The 24,245-nt window shown below is 35.0% G+C and carries 28 protein-coding genes and 1 pseudogene; 13 read left to right on the top strand and 16 right to left on the bottom strand.

Going from position 1 to position 24,245, the window contains the following annotated elements; genetic code table 11:
* Nucleotides 1-86: 86 nt before the first annotated feature.
* A complete protein-coding gene (locus BOQ62_RS04745) occupies nucleotides 87-683 on the bottom strand; it encodes a hypothetical protein (protein WP_129037550.1) in 597 nt (198 codons plus the stop codon).
* Entirely contained in the window at nucleotides 680-1,003 is a 324-nt protein-coding gene (locus BOQ62_RS04740) for a PadR family transcriptional regulator (protein ID WP_129037548.1), read from the bottom strand. Before BOQ62_RS04740 ends, BOQ62_RS04745 begins: the two co-directional genes overlap by 4 nt.
* Before the next feature lie 230 nt (nucleotides 1,004-1,233).
* Between BOQ62_RS04740 and BOQ62_RS04735 the strand changes: the two genes are divergently transcribed.
* The gene (locus BOQ62_RS04735) at nucleotides 1,234-1,605 is read left to right on the top strand and encodes a 2'-5' RNA ligase family protein (RefSeq protein WP_228413696.1); all 372 of its coding nucleotides are present in this window, start codon (nucleotides 1,234-1,236) and stop codon (nucleotides 1,603-1,605) included.
* Between the two features lie 31 nt (nucleotides 1,606-1,636).
* Here the strand turns inward: BOQ62_RS04735 and BOQ62_RS04730 are convergent, their stop codons facing one another.
* Entirely contained in the window at nucleotides 1,637-2,995 is a 1,359-nt protein-coding gene (locus tag BOQ62_RS04730) for a M64 family metallopeptidase (RefSeq protein ID WP_129037546.1), read from the bottom strand.
* 1 nt (nucleotide 2,996) lies between these two features.
* Nucleotides 2,997-3,488 carry a hypothetical protein gene (locus BOQ62_RS04725; protein WP_129037544.1) on the bottom strand — a complete coding sequence of 164 codons (492 nt, stop codon included), beginning with the start codon at nucleotides 3,486-3,488 and terminating at the stop codon, nucleotides 2,997-2,999.
* Between the two features lie 110 nt (nucleotides 3,489-3,598).
* Between BOQ62_RS04725 and ruvC the strand changes: the two are divergent.
* The 5 genes and pseudogenes from ruvC (at nucleotide 3,599) to BOQ62_RS04695 (ending at nucleotide 7,104) form a co-directional block, all read left to right on the top strand.
* A pseudogene (ruvC, locus tag BOQ62_RS04720) lies at nucleotides 3,599-4,152 on the top strand (crossover junction endodeoxyribonuclease RuvC).
* Between the two features lie 137 nt (nucleotides 4,153-4,289).
* Entirely contained in the window at nucleotides 4,290-5,360 is a 1,071-nt protein-coding gene (locus tag BOQ62_RS04710) for a DUF4407 domain-containing protein (protein ID WP_129037542.1), read from the top strand.
* Between the two features lie 161 nt (nucleotides 5,361-5,521).
* Nucleotides 5,522-6,115 (top strand): phage tail protein, encoded by a 594-nt coding sequence (locus tag BOQ62_RS04705; RefSeq protein ID WP_129037541.1) that lies wholly within the window; start codon nucleotides 5,522-5,524, stop codon nucleotides 6,113-6,115.
* 5 nt (nucleotides 6,116-6,120) lie between these two features.
* The gene (locus BOQ62_RS04700; protein WP_129037539.1) at nucleotides 6,121-6,813 is read left to right on the top strand and encodes a T9SS type A sorting domain-containing protein; all 693 of its coding nucleotides are present in this window, start codon (nucleotides 6,121-6,123) and stop codon (nucleotides 6,811-6,813) included.
* Between the two features lie 93 nt (nucleotides 6,814-6,906).
* Nucleotides 6,907-7,104, top strand: coding sequence for a KTSC domain-containing protein (locus tag BOQ62_RS04695; protein WP_129037537.1), 198 nt, complete (start codon nucleotides 6,907-6,909; stop codon nucleotides 7,102-7,104).
* A 54-nt stretch (nucleotides 7,105-7,158) separates the two neighbouring features.
* Here the strand turns inward: BOQ62_RS04695 and BOQ62_RS04690 are convergent, their stop codons facing one another.
* From BOQ62_RS04690 to BOQ62_RS04650, 10 genes are all read right to left on the bottom strand, one after another.
* Nucleotides 7,159-7,677 carry a GEVED domain-containing protein gene (locus BOQ62_RS04690; RefSeq protein ID WP_228413720.1) on the bottom strand — a complete coding sequence of 173 codons (519 nt, stop codon included), beginning with the start codon at nucleotides 7,675-7,677 and terminating at the stop codon, nucleotides 7,159-7,161.
* 86 nt (nucleotides 7,678-7,763) lie between these two features.
* A complete protein-coding gene (locus tag BOQ62_RS04685) occupies nucleotides 7,764-9,026 on the bottom strand; it encodes a M43 family zinc metalloprotease (protein ID WP_129037533.1) in 1,263 nt (420 codons plus the stop codon).
* A gap of 349 nt (nucleotides 9,027-9,375) precedes the next feature.
* Nucleotides 9,376-10,836 (bottom strand): IMP dehydrogenase, encoded by a 1,461-nt coding sequence (guaB, locus tag BOQ62_RS04680; protein ID WP_129037531.1) that lies wholly within the window; start codon nucleotides 10,834-10,836, stop codon nucleotides 9,376-9,378.
* Between the two features lie 189 nt (nucleotides 10,837-11,025).
* On the bottom strand, nucleotides 11,026-11,730 hold the full coding sequence (locus BOQ62_RS04675) for a hypothetical protein (protein WP_129037529.1): 705 nt from the start codon (nucleotides 11,728-11,730) through the stop codon (nucleotides 11,026-11,028).
* A gap of 24 nt (nucleotides 11,731-11,754) precedes the next feature.
* The gene (locus BOQ62_RS04670) at nucleotides 11,755-12,258 is read right to left on the bottom strand and encodes a DUF4252 domain-containing protein (protein ID WP_129037527.1); all 504 of its coding nucleotides are present in this window, start codon (nucleotides 12,256-12,258) and stop codon (nucleotides 11,755-11,757) included.
* 11 nt (nucleotides 12,259-12,269) lie between these two features.
* A complete protein-coding gene (locus tag BOQ62_RS04665) occupies nucleotides 12,270-13,526 on the bottom strand; it encodes a DUF4252 domain-containing protein (RefSeq protein WP_129037525.1) in 1,257 nt (418 codons plus the stop codon).
* 45 nt (nucleotides 13,527-13,571) lie between these two features.
* Nucleotides 13,572-13,778: a hypothetical protein gene (locus BOQ62_RS22950; protein WP_228413695.1), complete on the bottom strand. Its 207-nt coding sequence runs from the start codon at nucleotides 13,776-13,778 to the stop codon at nucleotides 13,572-13,574.
* Nucleotides 13,745-14,257 carry a hypothetical protein gene (locus BOQ62_RS04660; RefSeq protein ID WP_228413693.1) on the bottom strand — a complete coding sequence of 171 codons (513 nt, stop codon included), beginning with the start codon at nucleotides 14,255-14,257 and terminating at the stop codon, nucleotides 13,745-13,747. The genes BOQ62_RS22950 and BOQ62_RS04660 overlap by 34 nt, the downstream gene beginning before the upstream one ends.
* Nucleotides 14,232-14,741, bottom strand: coding sequence for an RNA polymerase sigma factor (locus BOQ62_RS04655; protein ID WP_129037523.1), 510 nt, complete (start codon nucleotides 14,739-14,741; stop codon nucleotides 14,232-14,234). Before BOQ62_RS04655 ends, BOQ62_RS04660 begins: the two co-directional genes overlap by 26 nt.
* An 85-nt stretch (nucleotides 14,742-14,826) precedes the next feature.
* The gene (locus BOQ62_RS04650) at nucleotides 14,827-15,177 is read right to left on the bottom strand and encodes a helix-turn-helix domain-containing protein (RefSeq protein ID WP_129037521.1); all 351 of its coding nucleotides are present in this window, start codon (nucleotides 15,175-15,177) and stop codon (nucleotides 14,827-14,829) included.
* A 184-nt stretch (nucleotides 15,178-15,361) separates the two neighbouring features.
* On the opposite strand from BOQ62_RS04650, the gene BOQ62_RS04645 reads away from it, so the two are divergent.
* Genes BOQ62_RS04645 through BOQ62_RS04635 form a run of 3 tightly spaced genes read left to right on the top strand, consistent with a single transcriptional unit; the run spans nucleotide 15,362 to nucleotide 18,428 of the window.
* Nucleotides 15,362-16,669 (top strand): hypothetical protein, encoded by a 1,308-nt coding sequence (locus BOQ62_RS04645; RefSeq protein ID WP_129037519.1) that lies wholly within the window; start codon nucleotides 15,362-15,364, stop codon nucleotides 16,667-16,669.
* A 14-nt stretch (nucleotides 16,670-16,683) separates the two neighbouring features.
* On the top strand, nucleotides 16,684-17,247 hold the full coding sequence (locus BOQ62_RS04640; RefSeq protein WP_129037517.1) for a DUF6705 family protein: 564 nt from the start codon (nucleotides 16,684-16,686) through the stop codon (nucleotides 17,245-17,247).
* A gap of 35 nt (nucleotides 17,248-17,282) precedes the next feature.
* Nucleotides 17,283-18,428, top strand: coding sequence for a hypothetical protein (locus BOQ62_RS04635; RefSeq protein ID WP_129037515.1), 1,146 nt, complete (start codon nucleotides 17,283-17,285; stop codon nucleotides 18,426-18,428).
* A 37-nt stretch (nucleotides 18,429-18,465) separates the two neighbouring features.
* Here the strand turns inward: BOQ62_RS04635 and BOQ62_RS04630 are convergent, their stop codons facing one another.
* Both BOQ62_RS04630 and BOQ62_RS04625 read right to left on the bottom strand, forming a co-directional pair.
* The gene (locus BOQ62_RS04630) at nucleotides 18,466-19,626 is read right to left on the bottom strand and encodes a GlmU family protein (RefSeq protein WP_129037513.1); all 1,161 of its coding nucleotides are present in this window, start codon (nucleotides 19,624-19,626) and stop codon (nucleotides 18,466-18,468) included.
* A gap of 103 nt (nucleotides 19,627-19,729) precedes the next feature.
* Nucleotides 19,730-19,981 carry a type B 50S ribosomal protein L31 gene (locus BOQ62_RS04625; protein ID WP_002976190.1) on the bottom strand — a complete coding sequence of 84 codons (252 nt, stop codon included), beginning with the start codon at nucleotides 19,979-19,981 and terminating at the stop codon, nucleotides 19,730-19,732.
* 184 nt (nucleotides 19,982-20,165) lie between these two features.
* On the opposite strand from BOQ62_RS04625, the gene BOQ62_RS04620 reads away from it, so the two are divergent.
* The 4 genes from BOQ62_RS04620 to BOQ62_RS04605 all read left to right on the top strand — a co-directional run bounded on the left by BOQ62_RS04620 (nucleotide 20,166) and on the right by BOQ62_RS04605 (nucleotide 23,933).
* On the top strand, nucleotides 20,166-21,575 hold the full coding sequence (locus tag BOQ62_RS04620; RefSeq protein WP_129037511.1) for a hypothetical protein: 1,410 nt from the start codon (nucleotides 20,166-20,168) through the stop codon (nucleotides 21,573-21,575).
* Nucleotides 21,575-21,901: a nucleotide pyrophosphohydrolase gene (locus BOQ62_RS04615; RefSeq protein WP_047385875.1), complete on the top strand. Its 327-nt coding sequence runs from the start codon at nucleotides 21,575-21,577 to the stop codon at nucleotides 21,899-21,901. The genes BOQ62_RS04620 and BOQ62_RS04615 overlap by 1 nt, the downstream gene beginning before the upstream one ends.
* A 70-nt stretch (nucleotides 21,902-21,971) precedes the next feature.
* Nucleotides 21,972-23,195 carry a 3-phosphoshikimate 1-carboxyvinyltransferase gene (locus BOQ62_RS04610; protein WP_129037509.1) on the top strand — a complete coding sequence of 408 codons (1,224 nt, stop codon included), beginning with the start codon at nucleotides 21,972-21,974 and terminating at the stop codon, nucleotides 23,193-23,195.
* 78 nt (nucleotides 23,196-23,273) lie between these two features.
* On the top strand, nucleotides 23,274-23,933 hold the full coding sequence (locus tag BOQ62_RS04605) for a hypothetical protein (RefSeq protein WP_228413691.1): 660 nt from the start codon (nucleotides 23,274-23,276) through the stop codon (nucleotides 23,931-23,933).
* Nucleotides 23,934-24,245: the final 312 nt, after the last annotated feature.

The following is a 24,245-nucleotide window of genomic DNA, read 5'->3' as shown; positions in this document are numbered from 1 at the left end:
ATTCTTTTTATGTTCAATAAAATTGAATACCGCAAAAACAAGAGCTACCTGTAATACAAAAGGAAGAATTAAAGTCACCAAAATTGCTACAACATCGGTATAATTCTGTTCTCTGAAAAATGATAAGCATAATGTCCGTTCCTTATGGCCACCTGCGTCATGGAGCTGGCACAAACAACCATTAACCCCAGATTCTGCTGATACATTGTGTAAAGACATTTCCCCTTATATTTAAAGTCTGCCTTTATATATTTCCAGATTTTATAATTAAAAATCCATATTAATAGGGTTGTCAACACAAATGATCCATTCAGCAGCTTGAAAAACAGGTTATATTGCTCTTGATTTGTTACCATAAAAATCAGCAACAGATTAATAGCAAAAGCCAAAACACCTATCATCAAAGATCTCTTGAAAAGTCCACTGTATTTCTCCTGAATAATTATTTTGGCAATCAAAGGAATTTTAGTGGGATAAAACAGCAGATAATTAACCATTATAAACTCCCCGTCCCAGGATTCTTTTACCTTTGAAAAAGCTTCCTCGAAATCTACATTTTCATTGAACTGAATATCCGAAATCTGGCTGATCATATGATCTCTGATTTCTACCAGAATATCTAATGAAAGCTCCTGAGCGATCAGATAATCCGTGATTTTATTTTCCTGTGCTTCAGTGATCATATATTGAATATTGTATGTAGGTTAAGTAAATAACTTTTCATCTCAGTCTCTTGTTCTGCCTGTTGTCTTTTACCTTTCTCTGTCAACAGATAATATTTTCTTTCCCTTCCATTAATCTTCTGAATTTCTGAGATAATCATGTTTTCACTTTCCAATTTATGCAGCAATGGATACAACGCTCCTTCCGTCATTTCCAGCTCGCCCTGGGTAAGTTCTTTGGCTCTTTGGGTAATCTGGTATCCATACATTTTGACTTCTTTGGACAGGAGCTTCAAAATAATATTCTGCAGGGTACCTTTATAAAGGCTATTATTTTTCATAGAATGATTTATACATTGTAAACTTATGCATAATTTTCTTATGTATTAAAATTTAATGTAAAAATTTTTAATTTGCTTTATGAAAAAATGTACTTCATAGCCATCTACCCTCCTCAGGAGATTATTGAAGAAGTAAAAATCTTTAAAAGAGATTTAGCAATTCATTATAACAATTCCAAAGCGTTAAAAAATGAAGCACACATCACTCTTTTCCACCATTCTCCAGAGAATTGGAACTGGAAGGTGATATTCACACTGCATTTCAGAAAATCAATACAGAAATGCCTCCTTTTGAGATTGAACTGAATGGGTTCGGGAGCTTTCCCAATCCTAAAAATCCGGTGCTCTATGTTCATCCAACAAAAAACTTACATTTGACAGAGCTTTATCAAAGAGTTAAGCAGCAGTTTAATTTTGATAAATATTCTTTCCATCCGCATATGACAGTAGGATACAGAAATCTGACCTGGGAGAATTACCTCAAAGCCTGGGAAAAATATAAAGCAAAGGAATATCAAACTAAATTCTTAGTTGAAAAAATTCTACTTCTGCGTCATGAAGAACAATGGATTCCTATCGCTGAAAAGAAATTAACAAAATAAAAACCGGCTGTGATGGCCGGTTTCATTATATTTATTCTTTGATGACTTTCTGAGAAAGAATCAGCGTTTTGTTTTCTTTTACATTCAGCAGATACGTGCCTGCCGGATAGTTTTTAATATCAACCTTTATTCCTGAATCATTCAGTTCAAATCTGGATGGAATCAGTTTTCCTGAAGTATCATACACTTCTACTTTTACGTCTTTAGAGAAGCCTTGTTTTCCTTTAATAAAAAACTCTCCGTCTGTAGGATTCGGGTAGATACTAAAACGTCTTTCTTCTGCTTTCACTTCCGAAGTATTAAGAGTAGCTTTACTAAGCGTCCATGTAACATTGGTAACGTGAAGGGTACTATGGTTATCAACTTTCAGAAGCGGATTATTATCTACCACAGAAAGTGTCAATGTATTATTTCCTCCATTAAGTTGCCCCGGAGTAATAGTAATGGAATTTCCTGTGGATCCCAGAACTGTTCCATTTAAAGTCCAGGTATTGACCAATGTATTCGGAATAGGGAGAATTTCAGTGGCTGTGAACGTAACACTGGAGGTAGCATCTACTGTAGTATTATTTGCAGGTGTATAGGAATCCACAGGAGACACAAGAGCATGAATTTTTTCAATAATTGCTTCTTTACACACAGAGCAAAACTGCTGGTTAAGATAACGCATCTCACAGCTCTGATGAGGTCTGAACCATGAAGGACTTTCAGCATGTGCATATATACCTACACCATTCAATCCTACCCAGTTTTTCCATTTTATGGTAGCAGGATTAGAATTCTGTGTTTTATTGGCAGATTCTAATGTACCGGAAAACCAATATTCATCAGCTAATTTTCCGAAGGAATGCCCCAGCTCATGCACTACAATTTCATTTGCAGATCCATTTAATGAAGCGAAAGCGTAAGTTCCTCCACAACCTCCATATTCTGTAGAATTCCCTAATACATAGGTAATATCATAATCAGGGATATTGGCTGCCAATACCTGCCCTACTTTATTAGTCGTATTACTGTATATACATCTGTGAACTCCGACATCGAAAGTAGATCCTAAATAGTTATTAGGATTGGATACAGGAATTACAGGCTCTGTAACATCTGTTGCCGTTCCGGGGTGTTTCACTCCTGATTCTGTGGAAATCACTTTTACGGCATATGCATTAAAGTAATTTTTATATTCTGTATAAGGACTTTTTGTAAAAAGATAATTAACCGTATTTTGAGCTGATGTGGTAAAGGCTGTTTGTTGTGCAGCGGTAAACCCGTCTCCTAAAACCGCAATAATAACTCGTTTGCTATTGTCTCCGTTCTGTAAAAGCGGAACTGTCTCAAATGTCTGGGCAAAGCAGCCGCTTCCTATTAAAAGGGAAAATAAAACTTTTTTCATATTATAGTTTTTGTGTAAATAATAGTTGTACTCCGTCTTCAGTTGCTTTTTCAACTTTCACCATCTGAACATTTTCAGAAAAGGAGAATCTTGCACTGAACTCCGTTTTTTGTAGGGAAGCTTTATGTCTGGAAATACCTTCTTTTTCATAGACTTCCAGTTCAGGATTGAAAGGATCTCTCACAAGCTGTTGGGCTACTTCTTTTCCGTTTGAACCTGTCAAACTTACGATAAGATCTCCTTTACGAATTTCATTTCTTTCAAAAGAAGAGGTTTGTTTCAGTCTTCCATCGGCAATTTTACTATTCTGAAGGGTAATCTTTGCATTTCCTGATTGATCTTTATCCGCTTTGAAAAACAGATAAATAATTCTGTCACTTTTCTTTGTAACCGTTTCCGAATTCAATTTACTGTTTTGGGGCTTTTCATTCTCTTTCTGAAAGCTGCAAAACAGAAAAACAGGAACAATGAGTACATTAAATATATTTTTCATAATCATTTTTTGTTTAAAGGTACTAAATTTTTAAATATATCAAAGATAAATGAAAATTCAGTAAAATACTTTTTTATACTTAAAGTCTAGAAAGCACTATATTTGGGGCAATGATTTCAGAGAAAATAATTTTAGGTATTGACCCGGGAACTACAGTAATGGGATTTGGTATTATTTCCATAAAAAAAGGAAAAATGGAGATGGTTTCTATCCATGAGCTTATTTTAAAGAAATATCCTAATCACGAAACGAAACTCAAATATATTTTTGAAAGAACATTATCTCTTATTGACGAGTTTCATCCAGATGAAGTAGCTCTGGAAGCTCCTTTCTTTGGAAAGAATGTACAAAGTATGCTGAAATTGGGCCGTGCACAGGGAGTTGCTATGGCTGCCAGCCTTTACAGAAATATTCCTATTACTGAATATTCTCCTAAAAAATCAAAATGGCCATCACCGGAAACGGAAATGCCAGTAAAGAGCAGGTTGCAGGAATGCTCCAGAATCTACTTAACTTAAAGGAGTTCCCCACAAAATATTTAGATGCTTCCGACGGGCTTGCTGTTGCAGTATGTCATCATTTTAATTCCGGAACGATATCAGACACTAAGTCCTATTCCGGATGGGAAAGTTTCCTGAAACAGAATCCTGATAGATTAAAGTAATTCTGTCTTTTTCCTCTGATTCTTAAAAAACTGATTCACAATAAAAAATGACAAAACGCACAATTACTTGGTAAAACATAATACTATCTTTTACATTGGTATGATTTTTAGTACTACCTTTGTATAAATTTTCAGTTATGAAAACAAACCAACAAACTATAAATCAAGGAACTCATACAATAAACTGGTTCCAAAAGTTTCTGATGGTATGTTCCGGAGGGAACATCCATATTTTAAGAAAAACGCCGAGTGAATGGAATAAGTTCTCCGGGATTGGAGGGATTGTACTTTTCACAGCAGTATTTGCTACTTTGTCTGCAGGGTATGCTATGTATACAGTATTTGATAATATCTGGGCTTCCATAGGATTTGGAATTCTATGGGGATTAATGATCTTCAATCTTGACCGTTATATTGTTTCTTCGATCAAAAAGACAGGAACCTGGTGGAATCAGATCCTGATGGCTATCCCACGACTTATCCTTGCTACATTTTTAGGGATCATTATTTCAAAACCATTAGAGCTTAAAATTTTTGAGAAAGAGGTAAACAAGCAGCTGAATACCATTATCCAAAGAAATAAAAAACAGCTTCAAGGGGAGATGAACGGAAGAATTCTTCAACAAAGCGGACCCTTTGAAACAGAAAAACAGCAAATTTCCGGAAAAATTGCCCAATATCAGCAGGCATATGATTCAGCTTCAGTAGAGCTTGAAAAAGAAATTCTCGGAAAACAATCTGGATTAACCAGTGGAAAAGAAGGTTACGGACCCAATGCCAAACGTAAACAGGAATTAAAAGAACAACGTAAGCAGGATCTGGAAAATTATCAAAAACAGGCTGCTCCAAGACTAGAGTATCTGGATAAAGAAATTTCTAAAGTATACACTAATCTGGAAACAGAAAGGAAATCTACTGAGACTTTTGAAGATAAATTCAATGGATTTGCAGCAAGGCTCCAGGCATTGGATGAACTTGGAAAAAATTCTGCCATAATAGGTCTTGCAGCCTCTTTTATCATGGGATTATTTATCTGTCTTGAAATTTCTCCAGTGTTAGTAAAACTAATTTCTCATATAGGACCTTATGATTATCTTCTGGAAAAAACAGAAAATGATTTCAGGCTTTACTCTAAAGAAAAAATTGAAAAAGGAAATGCTTTAACCGATTTCAGGATCGAGGATTTTAAGGATAATCTGAAAAATTAAAGTTAATTTTCAAAGAGTAATACATTAGAGAAAAAAACTATAAAAAAGTTAATTTCAATAAATAAAATCCAACCTTTCACTATAAAATGAAAGGTTTTTTTATTTATAAACGTTTTATGTAAAATATTTTATAAATTTATACTAATTAAAACCTTGTCATCATGAAAAACTTATTTATTGCATGTACACTGCTGATCAGCAGTGCATTCACTTCTTCCTTAAAAGCTCAGGCATCGGATCCTTATTTGGGGCAAATTGCTTTTGTACCCTATAATTTTGTTCCTAAAAATTGGGCATCATGTGACGGGCAGCTTCTGTCTATTGCACAAAACCAAGCTCTCTTTTCTCTTTTGGGAACTACTTATGGAGGAAACGGAACGACCACTTTCGCTCTGCCAGATATGAGAGGAAGAGTACTTGTTCATAACGGTCAGGCTCCGGGAGGACCTACTACTTATACCATGGGACAAACCGGAGGAACTGAAAGCGTAACATTATTGGTAACACAAATGCCGGCCCATAGCCACACGGTAAATGCCGTAACAGCCGAGGGAAATCAGAATTCTCCAACCAACAGTCTTCCGGCAGATACCAAAGTTCTGGACAAAGAGTATTCTGATGCAGCAGCTAACACTACCATGAAGAGTACAATGGTAAACAACACCGGTGGCAGCCAGCCCCATGAAAACAGACCTCCGTTTATTACGCTGAAATGTATTATTTCATTAGTAGGGGTGTTTCCATCACAAAACTAACAGCTATGAAAATTCTTTACTTAGTATGTCTTGCCCTGGGAAGCTCAGCTTTTACGCAGACAATAACTTTTACCGGATGTCCTAATCTGTTTAGCAGCCCTCCTAATACGTATGTATTTAACAAAACGGGAGTAGATTCCTTTAATAAGAATATCTATATGACGACTCCTATTGATGGCGGACAAGATTGTGGGGGATTAGGAACCTGTGAATTTAAAATTCAATGGAACAATACTCTTACAAGATGGGAATTTATTGCAGATGATGGAAATGGAACTTTTGCCAATCCGGCTTTAATCTATTACAATTCGACAGGAAATAACTCAATCCCGATCCCTCCGGGTAATACTATCGGAACCTGGATAGAGAATACAACAGCTACAGGCGGACAATGCGGCGGTAACCTTACTGCAGTAAATTCTACCATGACTGGTGATGTGCAGAGCTCAACATTAGGAACATCAGAGTATTCGAAAAATAAAATTCAGATTTATCCTAATCCTGTAACGGATTTCATCAATATTTCAGGCATTGATGATGGGTTATCAATCCAGATTTACAATATTGACGGCCGTTTGATAAAGTCTGAAGCGTTTGATGCGAAGATTGATGTTTCTCAACTGGTTCCTGGTGGATATGTCCTGAAAATCAGCACTAGGAATTTTCAGACTCACCAGTTTAAATTTGTTAAAAAATAAATCCCTTTTCAAGAGGAATCAATTATTAAAGCTTTCAGAAATACTGAAGGCTTTATTTTTTAGACAGGGAACATTTTTTGTATAAACTATTGTATGCCTTCAAGTGTTGTCAATCATTTCATCTATTTTCCTGAGACTGAAATATTAAGAATTATTTATCAGTCAGGAGCGATCTATGATTATTTTAAAGTTTCGCCTGAGATTATTGAAAAGTTTGGGAAGGCAAAATCTAAAGACCAGTTTCTTAACAAGATTATCAAGCCCAGATTTAAATATACTAAGATTGAATAAAAAAAGTCCCCGTTTGAATGGGGACTTCTGTATTTATTTTAAACTTGATCAAAATTATTTGATGATCAATTTAGAAGATTTAGAATCTTTTCCGTTAGAAACCTGAATCATATATACTCCTTTTTCTAACTGCTGGTCTACTTTGAAAACTCCATTTCCTTCTTCAGATACAGATGGGCTTGATACCAATCTTCCTGACATATCAGAAATAGAAACTTTCAGGTTTTTACCATTTTTAGCTTTAATGAAAATTTTGTCTCCGGTTGAAACAGGGTTTGGATAAACTGTTAAATCACTGTTATCTGCTTTCACTTCACTTGTTCCTAAGTTGGTAACAAATTTCACCGTATAATCTTCAACCTGCCCATACTTTAATTGTCCACAAGGAGTCATGTTAGTGTTATCGTCATCTACAAGAACTCTCATTCTCAATGGTGTATTAAGCACTGCTGAAGCCGGAGCCGTAATAGTAGTATTGTAAGTACCGATTGCCGTAACCGGATCTGCAATAATATTATCACCAGAAGCTACCAATTCAGAAGATTCGAATGTTCCGTTATTATTATAGTCAATCCAAACTCTTACATCATTATTTGAATCTGTTACATTTACTTGAAGGTTATGAGTACCTGATGCTAAAAGCTCTGTAGATGTAGCTTTCAGACAGCTCGCTCCCGTGTAATCTTCATAAAAACAGGAGCACCTTGCCAGTATCCTACAGATCCATTATTAATAGCTCCTAATTTTACAAGAGTTGGTCCTACAAAATAATTACTTGTTGTATTTAAGATACCACTTGGGTTACAAGTTGCAGCAATAGGTGTACCTACAGCAGCTGCAACACTAGGAGCCGTTGCTCCTAATGAAGTACTTAGCGCTCCTCTCAATAAGAAAAAATAAAGAGCTGCTCTGTCATGTTGTCCATTAGTAAACTTAAATGCTATTGGGTTGGTATAATTCATCATATTGTACTGTACTCCCTGATAGTTTGTACCTGTACAATAATTCATATTGCTGTTTGTAGGTGCCGGATCATTAAGCAAACTTCTTGATCTTTCTGTATCACAAACCTGATCATCATCTGTAGCACAGTTATTAGTAGTAGGTGGGCAATAAGTTGTAGTAGCATCTCCTTGTGGTGCATTAGGGTTAGCATTTCCAAAAGTATGCAACAACCCCATACTGTGTCCAAATTCGTGAGCCAAAGTAATATCATCCTGTAGAGTAACTACAAAAGACTTCATGAAAGACTCGTATGAAGAATCAGGATTCTGAGGCAGTCCTGCCCACCCCATGATACCATAAGTTCCTCCTCCATCTACTTTGTTCATAATATAGATGTTAAAGTAAGAAGCTTCCGGCCAGTGTGGTGCAATTGTTTTAATTTGTGCTGTAGTAACACCAGCTGTTCCGCTACGGTTCACACCGTTTGCATCATATCCTGCAAGAGCTCCACCGTTATATCTTACAATTCCGGTAGTAGCATTACAGTTAGGGTCTCTTTTTGCCAACACTAATTTGATCGGCATTGTAGCAGCGTTACCAAAATCAGCTGGAACTCCCTGAGCCCACTGATAAGTACCTGCATACATTTGATTACAATGATCCAGCCATGCCTGAATTTGTGCATCTGTTTTATTGTAAGCAGTTCCAAGAGCAGCACCAGTAGGTGTTATCACGTGTACTACAACAGGAATTTCATAAACTCCGTTTACAATTTTGTATGCACTTCCATTTTTAGCGGTTGTATTTTGATTACTGCTGATAACTCTATTACGGATATTGCGAATCATTTCGTCAATTTCCCCATTCTGTTTCTGGTGTACTCTTTGCTCGCTATCAAAATCACACCAATCTTTTTTTTGCTGTGCTGATACCGATAGGGAAAGTAACAATGCCCCACAAAGTATAGTTTTCTTCATTATAGTAATTTAAAAAAATTAAATAGGTTGCAAATTTATAATATTTACGACTTACGTAATAATATTTAACACAAAATTTAATTTAAATTTTAAAACTTTACTACAGCTAGCAGAAAAACATTGATTTTTGTCACATTCAATGCTTAAAATGAAATTACAATCATGGTAAAACAGCATTAAATTAATTAAAAAATTCGTAAGAATATAAACAAAAACAAAATATATAAATAATGACAAAAAGTTTAAATATAAAAATAAAATACTAACATTCATATTGTTAATATAAAATCATAAAATAAAAAAACCGCACAATTTGTGCGGTTTTTACTATATAAATTCAATTATAATTTTATAAAGAATAATTCGGAGCTTCCTGTGTGATAATTACATCATGCGGGTGAGATTCTTTCAATCCGCTTCCGGTAATCATTACCAATTTGGAATCTCTCTGAAGCGTTTCAATATCTTTTGCTCCACAGTATCCCATACCAGCTCTCAGACCTCCAGTCAACTGGAAGATCACATCTTCCAATTTTCCTTTGTGAGGAACTCTTCCTTCAATTCCTTCAGGAACGAATTTTTTAGCCTCACTCTGGAAATATCTTTCTTTACCTCCTCTCTTCATTGCTGAAAGGCTTCCCATTCCCTGGTAAGATTTGAATTTTCTTCCCTGGAAGATAATTTCTTCTCCCGGAGCTTCATCTGTACCTGCTAAAAGTGAACCTAACATTACTGCACCTGCTCCACTGGCAATTGCTTTAACGATATCTCCTGAAAGTTTGATACCACCATCACCAATTACCGCTACATTCTGAGATTTAGCATATTCGTATACGTTATAGATTGCGGATAGCTGAGGAACTCCTACACCGGCCACTACTCTGGTTGTACAGATAGATCCAGGTCCTACTCCTACTTTTAATACGTTTGCTCCTGCTGCAATAAGATCTTTGGCAGCATCTGCAGTTACGATATTTCCTCCTACAATATCAAGGTTCGGATATGCTTTTCTGATTTCAGAAATTTTATCTAAAACTCCTTTAGAATGACCATGTGCAGAATCGATTGCTACGATATCAACTCCTGCCTGTACCAACGCTTCAATTCTCGTTAATGTATCTTCTCCTACGCCTACTCCTGCACCAACGATAAGACGACCATTTTCGTCTTTATTAGCATTCGGATACTCCAATTGATTGTCGATATCCTTGATGGTAATTAAACCTACAAGTTTATTGTCTTTATCTACGATAGGAAGTTTTTCAACTCTGTTCTTAAGAAGGATTTCTTTTGCCTTTTCAAGGTTGGTATCTTTGTCGGAAGTGATCAGGTTGTCTTTCGTCATGATCTCTTCAACTTTCATATCAAGATTTTCCTGATATTTTACATCTCTGTTGGTAATAATTCCGATCAGAACATTATCAGCATCTACTACAGGAAGACCAGAAATCTTATATCTTGACATAAGATTTTTAGCTTCTCCTAACGTATGATCTTTAGATAGGGTAACCGGATCTGAGATCATTCCGTTTTCGGAACGCTTCACTCGGTTTACCTGAGCTGCCTGCTCAGCGATCGTCATGTTTTTGTGGATAAATCCTAACCCTCCAACTCTTGCTAAGGCAATAGCCAGATCAGCTTCTGTAACGGTGTCCATCGCAGCGGAAACTATCGGAACATTCAGCGTGATTTTGTCGGTAAGTCTTGATTTTAATGAAACCTGGTTAGGTAAAACTTCTGAATAAGAAGGGACTAGAAGAACGTCATCGAAAGTGATGGCTGTCTCTACAATTTTGTTATGAATAGACATCTTTACTTTCTTTGCAAAATTAGGTTATTTTGGTGAGATATGAAAATCCTTTTTAATAGTTTAAATAAAATTTAATAATCAATAACTTAAATCGAAAAACCGTTCTTTTGTCAGAACGGTTATGATACAAAATAATTGAATAAGTATGAAACTACTTGAGTTATTTATTAAATAATGAACATGAATGGTTTATTTGACGAGATTTCCGCTTTCATCAAGATTCTCAATATGGGTTTGATTATTTTTATCAACGTACAGTTTTAATCTTACCTTCCCTTTGGTATCACGGATAAAGATCCCTACATCACCAGCGGCAGTTTTACCAGCAAAGAAGCGTTCATTGGTAAGTTTTCCTTCTTCTCTAAGTTTTGCATAGGCTTTTTTACTTGCAGCCGGATCATTTAATTTTTTCAGAGAGTCTTCAAACTTAATAATATCTTCCAGAGGAAAATCATCGGGACGGTCCCAAAGTTTTAATCCATATACTCTGTTTTTATCTTTTCCGGATCCTTCAAAATACTGAAGCTGCATGATCTGATCTGTGTTTCTCTGATCTACAGAATACACCATTCCGGATTCTTTTTCATTGCCATCATATACAAGACCTCCACATTCGTCTCCCATAGAATTGAAGAAAATAAGCCCTGCTTCTCTCTCCCTTGGTTTCAGCTCTTTATGATTCACCAAACCGGGGTGCTGGCGCTCTTTGTTACTGATGACCATCTTTAATGTTCCGTCTTTCTCAACGATATTGATACGTTCTACATCTATTTCTTTAAAGCGTTCGTTGGAAGGCTGATTTTTAAATGCAAGGAAGAAAAACATGGCACATAGTATGGTAAGTACAACGGCATAGATTTTAAGGATGCGGACTTCTCTTATTAATTTTTCCATGCTCTAAATATTCAAGGTTGTAGATTATTTATCAGAAACAGAATTAATCATTTTTGAAATATCATTGGCCGTAAAATTTCCTTTCACATCTACAAACACCATTTCATTCTTACTGGAACCTACAGTAATCAGCATATTTTTAATAATTTCTCCGTCCTGTTTTACCCGTATGTTGATATCGTCTCCTTCATGTTTTATGCTGGCCCATTCTTCATAATGGTTATTATTCAAAAACCGGGCGTAATCATTTAGCATTTCTTTGCTTCCGTTGGTTACGGTAAGTACTTTTATTTTGGAAGCCTTCTTAACCAGATCTATGGTCTCTTCACTTTCTCCTTCTTCTCTCAGGGCTTTCTTAATATAAGATTTAGCCAGAACCATAGGTACATTAATACTGGCAAACTGCGCTCCCTTGAAATCATATTTTGAATTCTGGAAAAAATCTATATTCGGTTTTTCTGAAACAATACATGACTGAAACAATCCCATTGTCAGAATAGTCAGAAAAATGTGTTTAAGAGTTTTCATAGGTTAGTTTTTTATTTGATTTGTCTGAAACTTCCTCCGGACACTTTATCTATTTTAGCATCCAGTTCAGGATTTCCTCTCAATTTTACAGCAGCTCCTGATGAAACACTTACTTTCAACTTATCTGTTACCAGCAAAGAAAGGCTAGCCCCTGAAGTAGATTCTACTACTGCGGTACTGATCTTAAGATCATCTGCTTTACAGGATGCTCCACTGCTTATATCAATCACCGCAGAAGCAGCTTCTCCCGATAAGCTAACACTTGCACCACTGGAAGTATCTAATGCCAGGTTGGGTGTTTTAATATCCACATCCAGAACAGAACCGGAACTCACGGCCACTGCAGCAGTCTGATTTACATTGAAAGTTCCTTTAATAATAGAACCAGATTCTGCTTCAATTGCCATATTTTTTTCTGTAACCGGGTTTACTGCTGTAAATACACTGCCTGATGATGTTTTTATACCGTCAATTCTAGGGGCAGAAACATTCACGTTCAGGTTTTTAAATCTCAGATTTCGAACGCCTTTATTGTCTACATATATTCTCAACACTCCGTTTTCCACTTTAGTGATAACGTATTGAAGCTTATCTGCATCAGCAATTACTTTTACACTTCTTGTATTTTCCTGTTTGAAGGTAACGTTTACCCCTACGCTGGCATCTATTTTTGAGAATTCACCTACATTTCTGTTATCCCCATTCAGGTAAGAAGAAGTATTATCTGATGTAAGGCTGCTTCTCGTGGTACTGGTCATCGTAGAAGTACTTGTTTCACCAGAATTAATAATCTTATTGACATCTGATAATTTCATTTTCCCGTTGAGAATAAAAATAATATTCTCTTCTTTGGAATCAACGTTGAAAACAAGATTTTCAAGATAATTATCTCTTTCTTCTTCAGCCAGAAACTTCATGGAAGTTCCATCACTGCTCATGGACATCAGTTCATTGAAATTAAGAGATCGTAGAGCTCTGTTTACCCGATCCGTCTTCTCTTCGTTCATTCTTATATTGGCAAGATTCTCATCTTTTAAACGGTCTGGAAAAGTGATTTTAGGGATAATCAGAATTTTAAGACCATCTACTTCATTCAGGATAGGTTTTATTTTTCCGATATAAGCATCATTCACATCAATGGTATTCAATAGTTTGAACATTGGTTTCTTGATGTTGATAGAGGTTACTCTTCCATTTTTTTCAAAATCCTGAAAAAGCTTATCCAATTTCTCAGTCTGTGCAGAATAAGTTGCAAAGCTGCTTAGCATTATGGCTATTATAAAAATATTTTTTTCATGGGACTGTTCTGATTTTTAGTATTCGCTGTCAAGATTTTCATTTTTTTGAGAAGATGCTACTGTTTTTTTAAACTCACTTCCTAATTTCATAAAGGAATATCTGGTAACATCCAGGGCTTCTTTTTCACTACTGATTCTTTTTCCGTTTACAATCACATAAGAGTCATTGTATGCTGTTGCAGAATCATTTAAATTTTTATTCGGGAAGGAAGAATTATCCACATATCTGGGTTTTCTTTCTTTTTCAGTCTTCCTCTTTTAGGCAGAATTTCGTCCATTACATCTTTTTCTGCCACCTGGTTTCCTGGAAACAGAGTCTTTTTCACTCCGGAAATAGAATCAGTATGATTTACGGCTACTTGCTCCTGATGATCATTGTTTTCTTCCATAAATCCTGACTTCTGTTTTAAAATCTCGTCTTTTACCAGCTTTTCTTGGTTCTGCACATCTGTTGTATCGGAATTATTATAATTAAAAAACAATCCTATACTAAAAATAAGCATTACACTGGCGGCCATCCAGAACCATTTAGGAAAGGAGGGCTTTTTCTTTTCTCCCAACGGAATAACAGGTGCAGTATTCTGTTCAGGTTCCGCACCTTCTGCAGTCTGAAGAAAGTCTTCAAAACTCCAGTCCATTTTTTCTTCCTTGATATCCCGGAAGATTTCGTTGTATTTATCTTGTAATTGATCTTTTTTCATAGCTCATCAGTTGTGAGATTTGTTCTTTTATTTTTTGTCTCGCACGCATCAGGTTTACCCTGACTGCATTTTCTTCCATTTCCAGCATTTCAGAAATTTCGGAAACTTCGTATTCTTCTACATCTTTCAAGTGGATGACCATCTTTTGTTTTTCGGGGAGCTGATTGATAAATCCTACAATATGTTCCTTAAGGTTATCAACTTCCATACTGTAAAGCTCCGAGCGATGAAGCTGCATATCCGCAAAACCGATCTTTACATCGTGATGCTTCAACCTGTTCAGGCATTCGTTCCGGACAGACTTCAGCGCATAGGATTTAAAATTCCCGAATTGCCCCAGCTCATCCCTCTTCTGCCAAAACTTCATCATGAGATCCTGTACCACATCTTCTGCTTCATCACTGCTCATGACAAACCGCTTCGCAAAACGATACATCTCGTCTTTGAGAATAAACACCGTATTCTTGAAAGTTTCTTGGGTCATGAGTTTTGTTTCTTATAGGTAAGACAATTGCCGTTACAGATCTATTACATCAAAAATAAAAAAAACTTCAATTTTTTTGAAGTTTTTATTTTTTACCGAGGAGCTGCTTGAGAAATGCGATCTCCGCATCCTTGTCTTTAAGCCTTTGTTCATATTGTTCTATTAACTTTTCAGGAAGCTGATTTTGATAAATAAAGCCATTATTTCCTCCATGAACATTATCATAATTAAAAGATAATCCATCTCCGCTTAAAAAATCAAGAACGCTTACCTCTAAGACTTTTGCAATATCCTCGACCTGAGAAAAAGCGGGTTTACTTTTATCATTCTCAAAATTGGAATAGGTTTTCTGGGAGACATTCAATATTTCCGCAAGATACTCCTGGGTAAAGTTCTTATTGATTCTCGCCTTTTTCAGTTTTTCTCCTAGCGTCATAGCACAATGTATTTTTACCAAAATTACATATTTTTTTCTTTTAGAAAAATAGTACGGAAACCAGTAATTTTCTACAGTATTATTTCAATTTATTATTCACACATTTGTAGAGTTATAAAAAAAGTATATATTTAACCACTAAAAACAAATGCTTATGAAGAAAAATTTAATTTTCCGGCTGTTCATGCCGATGATTCTTTTTACCCTGTTTCATTCCTGTATTCATGATGAGACATTAATTACCTCAAACCCAAATTCTAAAGAGTATATCAATAAGAGTTTGTGGAAAGAAGATGAGAAATACATTAAAAATGTAATGAAAATCTATCAGGATAATGAGCCTGAGATCAAGAAAAGTAATGGTACTCCCTATTGGAATTATGCCACCACTATAGACAGGTTTAACGAGAGTTTTCTAATGGTACCTGTAGTAGAGAACGGCAAAGTGGTATCTGTATTACAGGTTCCGAGACATCAGGACAAAGTATATTTTATTTATACATCTTCGGATGATGATATTTCTTTCTTTCAAAACCTCTTTTCTTCTAAACTAAAGAAGATAATGGATACAAAAATGAGTGATGAAGCCAGCAAGCTTACCTGTACTACAAAAGTCTACTCCGTATGGTATCCTGATAATGAATCTAATCCCGATCCTTCGAGCGGGTCAGGACATTGGGGGACCTATCACGTCACCAACTGTACATTTTCACAAGCGGAAGCGTGTTTGGGCGTTGTAGGGCCTAACGGAGAATGCTTGGAAGGTGGCGGAGGTGGATATAATTATCCGATAGGTGGCGGAAGTAATAATAACCCACCTGATCCACCAAATCCTTGTGATAAATTGAAAACGCAAACCTCTAATATCACATTTAAAAATAGCATAACTTCCCTCGAAGGAAAAACTAATGACAGCTATGAAAGTGGCTATAGGATAGGAACTAATTCTGATGGAACTTTACAAAATCAATTACTACAAAATAAACCGGGAACACAACAAGTAGACCTCAAAGCATTCTCAAATACGATTACATTAATGCATTCACATTATGATGGATTGTACCCAATGTTTTCACCAGGGGATATCATCTTCTTTAACCAATGGATTGTTTGGGCGCAAAATTGGAACTCAGTACCTAAGAATATGCCTAAGATACCATTAAATAATCTTACATTTACTTTAGTAACAAGTAATGGAAATTATTCTTTTAGTTTTGATGGAACATCTACCACACCTTTACCAAATTACACAGAACAAGAGCTAGTTGATCTAGATAATAAATATATTCAAATGCTTGATAATGCAAAGACGATTGCTAATGTAAGCGGAAGTGTAAGCTATAATATGGAAAAATTAGAAAAACAATTTTTGAAATTTATGGGTGATAAAATGAATATGTCTGGACTTAAATTATTCAGAACTGCAAATGGTGGAAATACAGAACTTAGTCTTAATACTAATGGGACTTTAAAGCAAACAAATTGTCCTTAAAAAAGCAAACAATTATGAAACAGATATTTTTAATCATACTTTCAATTATTACAATTTCCTGTAAAGCACAAATATACCCTCTTAATTATAAAGAAGATGTTCCTAACGGAGCATATTATAAAGACTTGGATGGTGAATTGGATAAATATGTCGGTTTATGGAAAGGAACATGGAATGAAAAAACACTATATCTAGATTTGAGAAAAGTAAAGTATTTTTATAATGGAAATTATTCATATTACAGAGATCAAATTTTAGGTGAAAGAAAGGTTATCACATCAAATGGCACTATAGAGATTGATCGAATTTCTAATTTTGGAAATGAAGGAACAGAATTTAGTGGTATTGGAACAAACTTAGAAAACGGGAATATAAAACGATTATACTTCTATCCTAAAAACATGTGTAGAAAAACTGCAACCTTGGATATTACAAATTTCACAGGAAATCAAATGACCTTACATTTTGAATATCTTCCAAGCATTATAGATCCTAATTGTCAACATAATGCCTATGTAGATCAGTATGGAGATTTTCCTATTAATTTTCCGAAAGATATTGTACTAACAAAACAATAAACAAAGCCTCTTCGGAGGCTTTTTCAAATGATGATATGAAACAAATACTATTTATTTTAATTTTTTTATCTACTTATTTTAACTCTCAAGTTATAAAAGATACAGTTTTAGGGAAACCAAAATTCGTAAAAGAATACGTAGTTTTTCTAAATAATTCTGGCCCATTTACCTTTATGAAGGGTGATGATGAATATGGACATGCTGTAATCATGACTCCCAAAAACCTAAGAAGCAGAATGCGGGAGACATGGTTTGAAACAGATTTCTGCCGATATATAAATAATGAAACTAACTATGATAAAAACCGGAATATAACAAAAGAAACGTGGTATTACAAATCAGGAGAAATTGTTGATAATTATGATTATACATTTGATAGTCTTAATAGGTTAATTGAAGAAAAAAGGAAAAACAAATACTCCGAAATCTCTTATCATTATTTTTACAATGGAAATAATAAAACCGTAAAATTTAAAGAAGCTTACTACAAAACTAAGGATAAGCCTATGGAAAAATACATAAGCAATCTTGAAAGTTTCAAACCTCTGTATATAACTAAATTTGATACTCTAACAAAAACAGACAGTATTTTTACAATAACAAATGATATTTGGAAAAAGGTAGGTGAGCGTTCTTATACTGAGGTTAAAGATTCTATTTATCATAAGAAACTAAATCGTGTAAAAATTTATGATAATCAATATAGGGTAATTGAAGAAAAATCTTTCGATCATAAACTTGATTATGAAAACAAAAAAATATTTTTAAGCAAGCATATGAAATACGAATATGATAAATCCGGAAATCTAATACAGAGAGCTGAAATTAAAGATGGAAAGTATCATTATTATACTATACTTGAAAACGGTAAAATAATCACAGAAGAAAAAGACGGTAATTATGGAAAACCCATGACTATCACTTATACTTATACCAAAGATCAAAAATTAGAAAGAGCAACAGCACACCACAATAATAATATTTGGCATGATATCCGATTTGAATATAAAGATAACTATATAGCTAAAATATTTTATTTAGATGAGAGCGATAAAAAAAAAGAACCAACGGTAATTATTTTCAAATATAAGTTTGATAAGCAAAAAAACTGGACAGAAGTTATTAAAAATATAGATGGAAAAGATTTATATAAATGGGTCAGAAAAATCGAATATTACTAAAACTACCCCTCAGAAATTCTGAGGGGATTTTATATTTTTAATACATATCAAAAATATGTTTCAGAATCGCTTTATCTTCTTCAGTTAAAGCTACTTTTCTTCTCGCCATCGCTCTTTCTGCCACTTCATATACTTTGTCAAGTTTGAATCTTTCATCATCTTTCAGTCCACCCCATGAAAAGTTCTCTATAAGGTTAGGAGGAAAACCCGGTTTGAAAATATTGGAAGCAATTCCAACTACCGTTCCTGTATTAAACTGGGTATTGATTGCTGCTTTGGAATGATCTCCCATAATAAGGCCGGCAAACTGTAAACCTGTATCTTCAAATGCTTTTGTTCTGTAATTCCATAGTTTTACATTTCCATAATTGTTCTTCATATTGGAAGAATTGGTATCTGCACCAAAGTTGCACCATTCACCAATCACTGAATTTCCAATGAAACCATCATGTCCTTTGCTTGTATATCCGAAAATGATAATATTATTCACTTCCCCACCTACTTTACAGTGAGGTCCGATAGTGGTAGCTCCATAAATTTTAGCACCAAGATTAAATTTAGAATGATCTCCCAATGTGATAGGCCCACGCAGATGGCAGCCTTCCATTACTTCAGCATTTTTACCGATATAAATTTTACCGGTTTTAGTATTCAGAGTAGAAAATTCAATTTCAGCACCTTCTTCAATAAACAAATCTTTTTTATCTCCTAAAAAACCGTTTGTGGAGGATAGCTCCTGTGAAGTTCTTCCTTTAGTAAGCAGTTCAAAATCGAAATCAATGGCTTGATGGTTATAGGTGAATAAATCTTTTGGCCTTTTGAAGAAAATTAAGTCTTCCTTAATATCGGTCATTTTTTCAATCTGATTGAGAGAAAAACCTTTCATATTGATTTTAGCCGCCACCAATTCATCTTCATAAACCAGAGCTTCCCCCAGCTTAAGATCTTTAATCTGTTGAATAACAGTTTCTGTAGGAAGGAAATTTGGAACTAAAAAGAGACTTTCTTTTTCCTCCGGGCTTTTAAATTTATCCTGAAGATACATTTCTGTGAAGTATGAAACCTCGGTGTTTTCAAGGATTTTCTGCCATCTTTCAGCAAATGTAAGAATTCCGCATCGCATCGCAGCAACCGGGCGGGTAAAGGTAAGTGGAAGAAAATCTTCCCAATATTGTGCGTCTGAAAATACTAATTGCATCGTTCAGTTTTTGGTTTAAAGTTTAAAATTCAAGGTTAACAAATTTACAATAAAAAAAGTCTCCCAAAAACTGGAAGACTTTAATATTTTAGGTATACAAAAATTACTTAGCGAATTTTTTGTATTTGTTCATGAACTTATCAACTCTACCTGCAGTGTCAACTAGTTTTACTTTACCAGTGTAGAAAGGGTGAGAAGTTGAAGAGATTTCCATTTTGATTAGAGGATACTCTTGTCCTTCGTACTCGATAGTGTCTTTTGTTTCTGCAGTAGACTTGCAAAGAAACACCTCGTCGTTACTCATATCTTTGAAAACAACAAGTCTATAATTTTCTGGGTGGATTCCGTTTTTCATAATACTATTTTTAAAAAAATTAAGTTTGCTTTCGAAATAGTAATGGATATTTCTCTGCTAAATTTTAGGTTGCAAAAATACAACATTTTTTCTAAATTCCAAATACTGAATTCAATATTTTTTTATTGATAAGAAATTCAAAGTATTTTCGTTAAATTTGGAACTTACTTAAACTTTAATTTCAATGAAATTCAAATTATTACTGGCTTTTTCCTTTTGGATGTTACTTGTAGCAGTATCATGTAATAAAGATGACATAACGTTTGATAGTCCTACACAGCAATTACGCTTTTCAAGAGATACCGTCTTTTGTGATACGGTATACCATCAGGTGCGTTCAGAAACTTATGTTGTAAAGGTATATAATAATGAAGATAAAGATGTCATGATCCCAAGAGTAAATCTTGAAAAGGGTGCCGCATCCTTATATAGGATCAATGTGGATGGAAAACCAGGATATGATTTTCAAAACGTGCCTTTAAGAAAGAAAGACAGTCTTTATATATTTGTTGAAATTGCTCCTCAAGCTACCGGACCTGAAGCCATTGCTGAAGACAAGGTACTTTTCACCAGTCCTGGCGGGCAACAACATGTAACTTTATTTTCTGTAGTTCAGGATGCTGAATTTTTTATCCAGACTCCCGGCAATCCAAATGTAATTACCAGTTCCACCACATGGAATAACAATAAAGCAAAGATCATCTACGGAAATCTTACCATTAATCCTAGTGTAACGCTTGACATCAACGCCGGAACTAAGGTTTATTTCCATAAAAACAGCGGAATGAAAGTTTCTTCAGGTGCTGTTTTAAATATTAATGGAACTCAGGCTGATCAGGTTATTCTTCGTGGGGATAGAAATGATCCTTATTATGATACGATTCCTAAAAACTGGAATTCAATCAGAATGGAAGCCAATTCTACTCTTAATATGAATCATGCCAGACTTTTCGGAGGAACGAGAGGTCTTGATATGAGACAAACCAATGCTACCATCACGAATTCTTTCATCCATACTTTCTTTGAATATGGAATCTATGCAGTAGGTTCTACGGTGAATGCTAATAATCTTGTGATGAACAATTGTGGTTTATCATGTATCGGTGTATTCCTTGGAGGAAAGCACAGTTATACTCATGCTACTATTGCGAACTATTCTAAAACGATGAGTTCTTTCGACAGAGCAGGAATTTTTGCGGCCAATGAATGGAAGAATGATGCAGGACAAACCCAACAGGGAGCTTTACAACTCCTTGATATCAAAAACAGTATTATATATTCTGACAGGGATGATGCTGTGCATTTTGAACAGACTCCTGGACAGCAGTTTGAATTCTTACTTCAAAATTCATTAATCAAATATACCAGTGCAACGGGAGCTGGTTTCACTTTTGATAACAATCCACGTGTAGTACAAACTACTAAGAATACCGACCCTCAGTTTGTTAATTATTTCATGGCTAAAATGAATTTAAGAGTAAAACCAGGTTCACCAGCCCTTGGAAAAGGAAACACAGCGGTAGCAGCAACGGTTCCTTCTGATATTGTGGGAGTATCCAGAACGACTAATCCAACGTTAGGAGCATATCAATAATGGAGATTACACAATTACAACAGCAGGTAGATGAATGGATCAAAACCATTGGGGTAAGATACTTTAATGAACTGACCAATATGGCGATGCTGACAGAAGAAGTAGGTGAAGTAGCAAGAATCATTGCCAGAAGATATGGTGAACAAAGCGAAAAGGAAAGTGACAAAACTAAAGACCTTGGTGAAGAGCTGGCGGATGTGCTTTTTGTAACGTTGTGCCTGGCGAATCAGACCGGAGTGAATTTGCAGGATGCCTTCGACAGAAAAATGAAAATCAAAACTGATCGTGATAAAGACCGGCACCAGAATAACGAAAAATTGAAATAATGATACATGATGAGTTATGAATTACAATTGAATTTTTAACTCATCATTTTTAAAGATAATGTAGATCATAATGAAGCTAGAAAAATCAAAATTAATAGGTGATAAAACAGTACAGATCAGCGGTTCGAAAAGTATTTCGAATCGTTTATTGATTCTGGAAAGTCTGTTTAGCAATATAAAAATCGGAAATTTATCCAATTCTCAGGATACCCAGCTGCTGAAAAAAGCATTATCCGAGAATACAGATGTGGTAGACATTCATCATGCTGGAACGGCAATGCGTTTTCTTACTTCTTATTATTCTATTCAGGAAGGGAAGACAACTATTCTTACAGGTTCCGGAAGAATGAAAGAAAGACCTATCAAAAATCTGGTAACTGCTTTGAGAGATCTTGGAGTAGAGATTGAATATATGGAAAATGAAGGATTTCCTCCTTTAAAAATTATCGGAAGAAAGATCACTCAGACTTCTGTGAATGTTCCTGCCAATATTTCAAGCCAGTTTATCACTTCACTGCTTCTTATTGCAGGAAAACTTGAAAACGGTTTGATCATTAATCTTGTGGGTGATGTTACTTCAAGATCTTATATTGAAATGACACTTGATATTCTAATCAGATTTGGCATTCAAAGCAGTTTTGAAGGAAATACGATCAAAGTAGAGCCTTTCACTCCTGACAATAATACCGAAGCAGTTCATTATGAAGTGGAAAGCGATTGGAGCTCGGCTTCTTACTTCTACTCTATCTGTGCATTGGGAAGAAAAACCATTCACCTGAAAAGTTTTTACAAAGAATCCACACAAGGAGATTCCGCCATTGCTGACATCTACGAGAAGTTCTTCGGAATCAAAACTACGTTCTCAGAAGATGAGCATCAATTAACTCTGGAACCTCAGCCTGATTTTTCTTTCCCGGAAAAAATTGTTCTGGATATGAATGACTGCCCGGATATTGCACAAACCCTTTGTGTAACAGCAGCTGCTTTAAAAATTCCTTTTGATATTTCCGGATTGGGAACACTAAGAGTAAAGGAAACCGACAGACTTCTTGCCTTATATAATGAACTTAAAAAACTGGGTACCGAAACAGAGATTACAGATTTAACCATTCAATCTGTCAGTTTTGGAGAACCACAAGATGATATTTCAATCAAAACCTATCAGGATCACAGAATGGCGATGAGTTTTGCTCCATTTTGTCTGATTAAAGAACTGAATATTGAAGATGAAGATGTAGTAGAAAAATCGTATCCAATGTTCTGGAAAGATCTTGAAAGCATACTGACTCATTAATTTGAAAATATAAGAATGTGGTAATTTGAAAATGATTTTTTATTTCGGATTACCACATTTTAATTTTATATAATCATCATGAAACCTTTTTTTTCCTTTTTGATTGTCTTAGCTGTTTCGGCTTTATCTGCTCAGACTCTGAAAAATTTTTCGGTTCCGAAAGGTTATACTCAGATTGCAGAAGCCAAAGGCGATCTTGACAAAGATGGAAAAGATGAAACTGTCCTGGTATTTAATACGAATATAAAAGCATCATACGAGCAGAACCCGGAAGGTATAAGTGACTATAAAAGGGTCTTCTATATTCTGAAAAAGGAAAACAGTGGTTTGAAAGTATGGAAAGAAAATTCTGATATCATTTTTTCAAGCGGATTCGGATTTTATCCTTCCGATAATACTCTTACAATCAATATAAAAAATAACTGTCTTGTTATCAAACAGCTGTTTTTTACCAATTCAAGGCATACACAGCAATATAAACATACCTTCAGATTTCAGAACGGAGATTTTTATCTGATAGGTTTGTACGATCATTTTGAAGATACCTGTGATTTCAGTTTTACGAATGAAATCAATTTTTCTACAGGACAAGTAATTGTTGACAGAGAATATTCATCCTGTGATGATGATACCAAACTACCCGAAAACTTGCATAAAGAATTTACTCATAAATTCCCGGCTCTTATTAAAATGAATGATTTTTTATCGGAGACCACAAGTTCAGGCTTCCCGGTTTGAAAGAGGATTTTGTGTTTTAAGAGAGGAGATTGAAGCTGGACGCTATCAGAGGTTACTCTTTGGCGGTGAACTTCAACACTCATTTATTATGATTTTTTATAGCCGCATTTCTTTAACGCAAAGTAAAATTAATTCTAATGTTATAGTAAAGTGAGCTAAGAGGCCGACATACGTCGGGGATGAAGCTTTCTTTTTTTATACATCAGCTTAGAAAAAATCAATTTCATTGATTTCATCTTTGCTTCCTTACATTTCTGGAATAAAAAATAAACTTTGCGTTAAGAAAATCAGACTTCCATCATCCATCCTCCA

This window comes from Chryseobacterium sp. CH21, assembly GCF_004119445.1.
Classification (GTDB): Bacteria; Bacteroidota; Bacteroidia; order Flavobacteriales; family Weeksellaceae; genus Chryseobacterium.
This window is presented reverse-complemented; position numbering and strand designations above follow the sequence as displayed.

Coding starts and splice junctions, on each gene's coding strand:
- BOQ62_RS04705 (WP_129037541.1), top strand. CDS start 5,522: ATGAAAAACTTATTTATTGCATGTACACTGCTGATCAGCAGTGCATTC.
- BOQ62_RS04700 (WP_129037539.1), top strand. CDS start 6,121: ATGAAAATTCTTTACTTAGTATGTCTTGCCCTGGGAAGCTCAGCTTTT.
- BOQ62_RS04635 (WP_129037515.1), top strand. CDS start 17,283: ATGAAACAAATACTATTTATTTTAATTTTTTTATCTACTTATTTTAAC.
- BOQ62_RS04615 (WP_047385875.1), top strand. CDS start 21,575: ATGGAGATTACACAATTACAACAGCAGGTAGATGAATGGATCAAAACC.
- BOQ62_RS04660 (WP_228413693.1), bottom strand. CDS start 14,257: ATGAAAAAAGATCAATTACAAGATAAATACAACGAAATCTTCCGGGAT.
- BOQ62_RS04710 (WP_129037542.1), top strand. CDS start 4,290: ATGAAAACAAACCAACAAACTATAAATCAAGGAACTCATACAATAAAC.
- BOQ62_RS04685 (WP_129037533.1), bottom strand. CDS start 9,026: ATGAAGAAAACTATACTTTGTGGGGCATTGTTACTTTCCCTATCGGTA.
- BOQ62_RS04665 (WP_129037525.1), bottom strand. CDS start 13,526: ATGCTAAGCAGCTTTGCAACTTATTCTGCACAGACTGAGAAATTGGAT.
- BOQ62_RS04605 (WP_228413691.1), top strand. CDS start 23,274: ATGAAACCTTTTTTTTCCTTTTTGATTGTCTTAGCTGTTTCGGCTTTA.
- BOQ62_RS04675 (WP_129037529.1), bottom strand. CDS start 11,730: ATGGAAAAATTAATAAGAGAAGTCCGCATCCTTAAAATCTATGCCGTT.
- BOQ62_RS04640 (WP_129037517.1), top strand. CDS start 16,684: ATGAAACAGATATTTTTAATCATACTTTCAATTATTACAATTTCCTGT.
- BOQ62_RS04650 (WP_129037521.1), bottom strand. CDS start 15,177: ATGACGCTAGGAGAAAAACTGAAAAAGGCGAGAATCAATAAGAACTTT.
- BOQ62_RS04645 (WP_129037519.1), top strand. CDS start 15,362: ATGCCGATGATTCTTTTTACCCTGTTTCATTCCTGTATTCATGATGAG.
- BOQ62_RS04610 (WP_129037509.1), top strand. CDS start 21,972: ATGAAGCTAGAAAAATCAAAATTAATAGGTGATAAAACAGTACAGATC.
- BOQ62_RS04730 (WP_129037546.1), bottom strand. CDS start 2,995: ATGAAAAAAGTTTTATTTTCCCTTTTAATAGGAAGCGGCTGCTTTGCC.
- BOQ62_RS04625 (WP_002976190.1), bottom strand. CDS start 19,981: ATGAAAAACGGAATCCACCCAGAAAATTATAGACTTGTTGTTTTCAAA.
- BOQ62_RS04725 (WP_129037544.1), bottom strand. CDS start 3,488: ATGAAAAATATATTTAATGTACTCATTGTTCCTGTTTTTCTGTTTTGC.
- BOQ62_RS04695 (WP_129037537.1), top strand. CDS start 6,907: ATGCCTTCAAGTGTTGTCAATCATTTCATCTATTTTCCTGAGACTGAA.
- BOQ62_RS04630 (WP_129037513.1), bottom strand. CDS start 19,626: ATGCAATTAGTATTTTCAGACGCACAATATTGGGAAGATTTTCTTCCA.
- BOQ62_RS04655 (WP_129037523.1), bottom strand. CDS start 14,741: ATGACCCAAGAAACTTTCAAGAATACGGTGTTTATTCTCAAAGACGAG.
- BOQ62_RS04745 (WP_129037550.1), bottom strand. CDS start 683: ATGATCACTGAAGCACAGGAAAATAAAATCACGGATTATCTGATCGCT.
- BOQ62_RS04740 (WP_129037548.1), bottom strand. CDS start 1,003: ATGAAAAATAATAGCCTTTATAAAGGTACCCTGCAGAATATTATTTTG.
- BOQ62_RS04620 (WP_129037511.1), top strand. CDS start 20,166: ATGAAATTCAAATTATTACTGGCTTTTTCCTTTTGGATGTTACTTGTA.
- BOQ62_RS04670 (WP_129037527.1), bottom strand. CDS start 12,258: ATGAAAACTCTTAAACACATTTTTCTGACTATTCTGACAATGGGATTG.
- guaB (WP_129037531.1), bottom strand. CDS start 10,836: ATGTCTATTCATAACAAAATTGTAGAGACAGCCATCACTTTCGATGAC.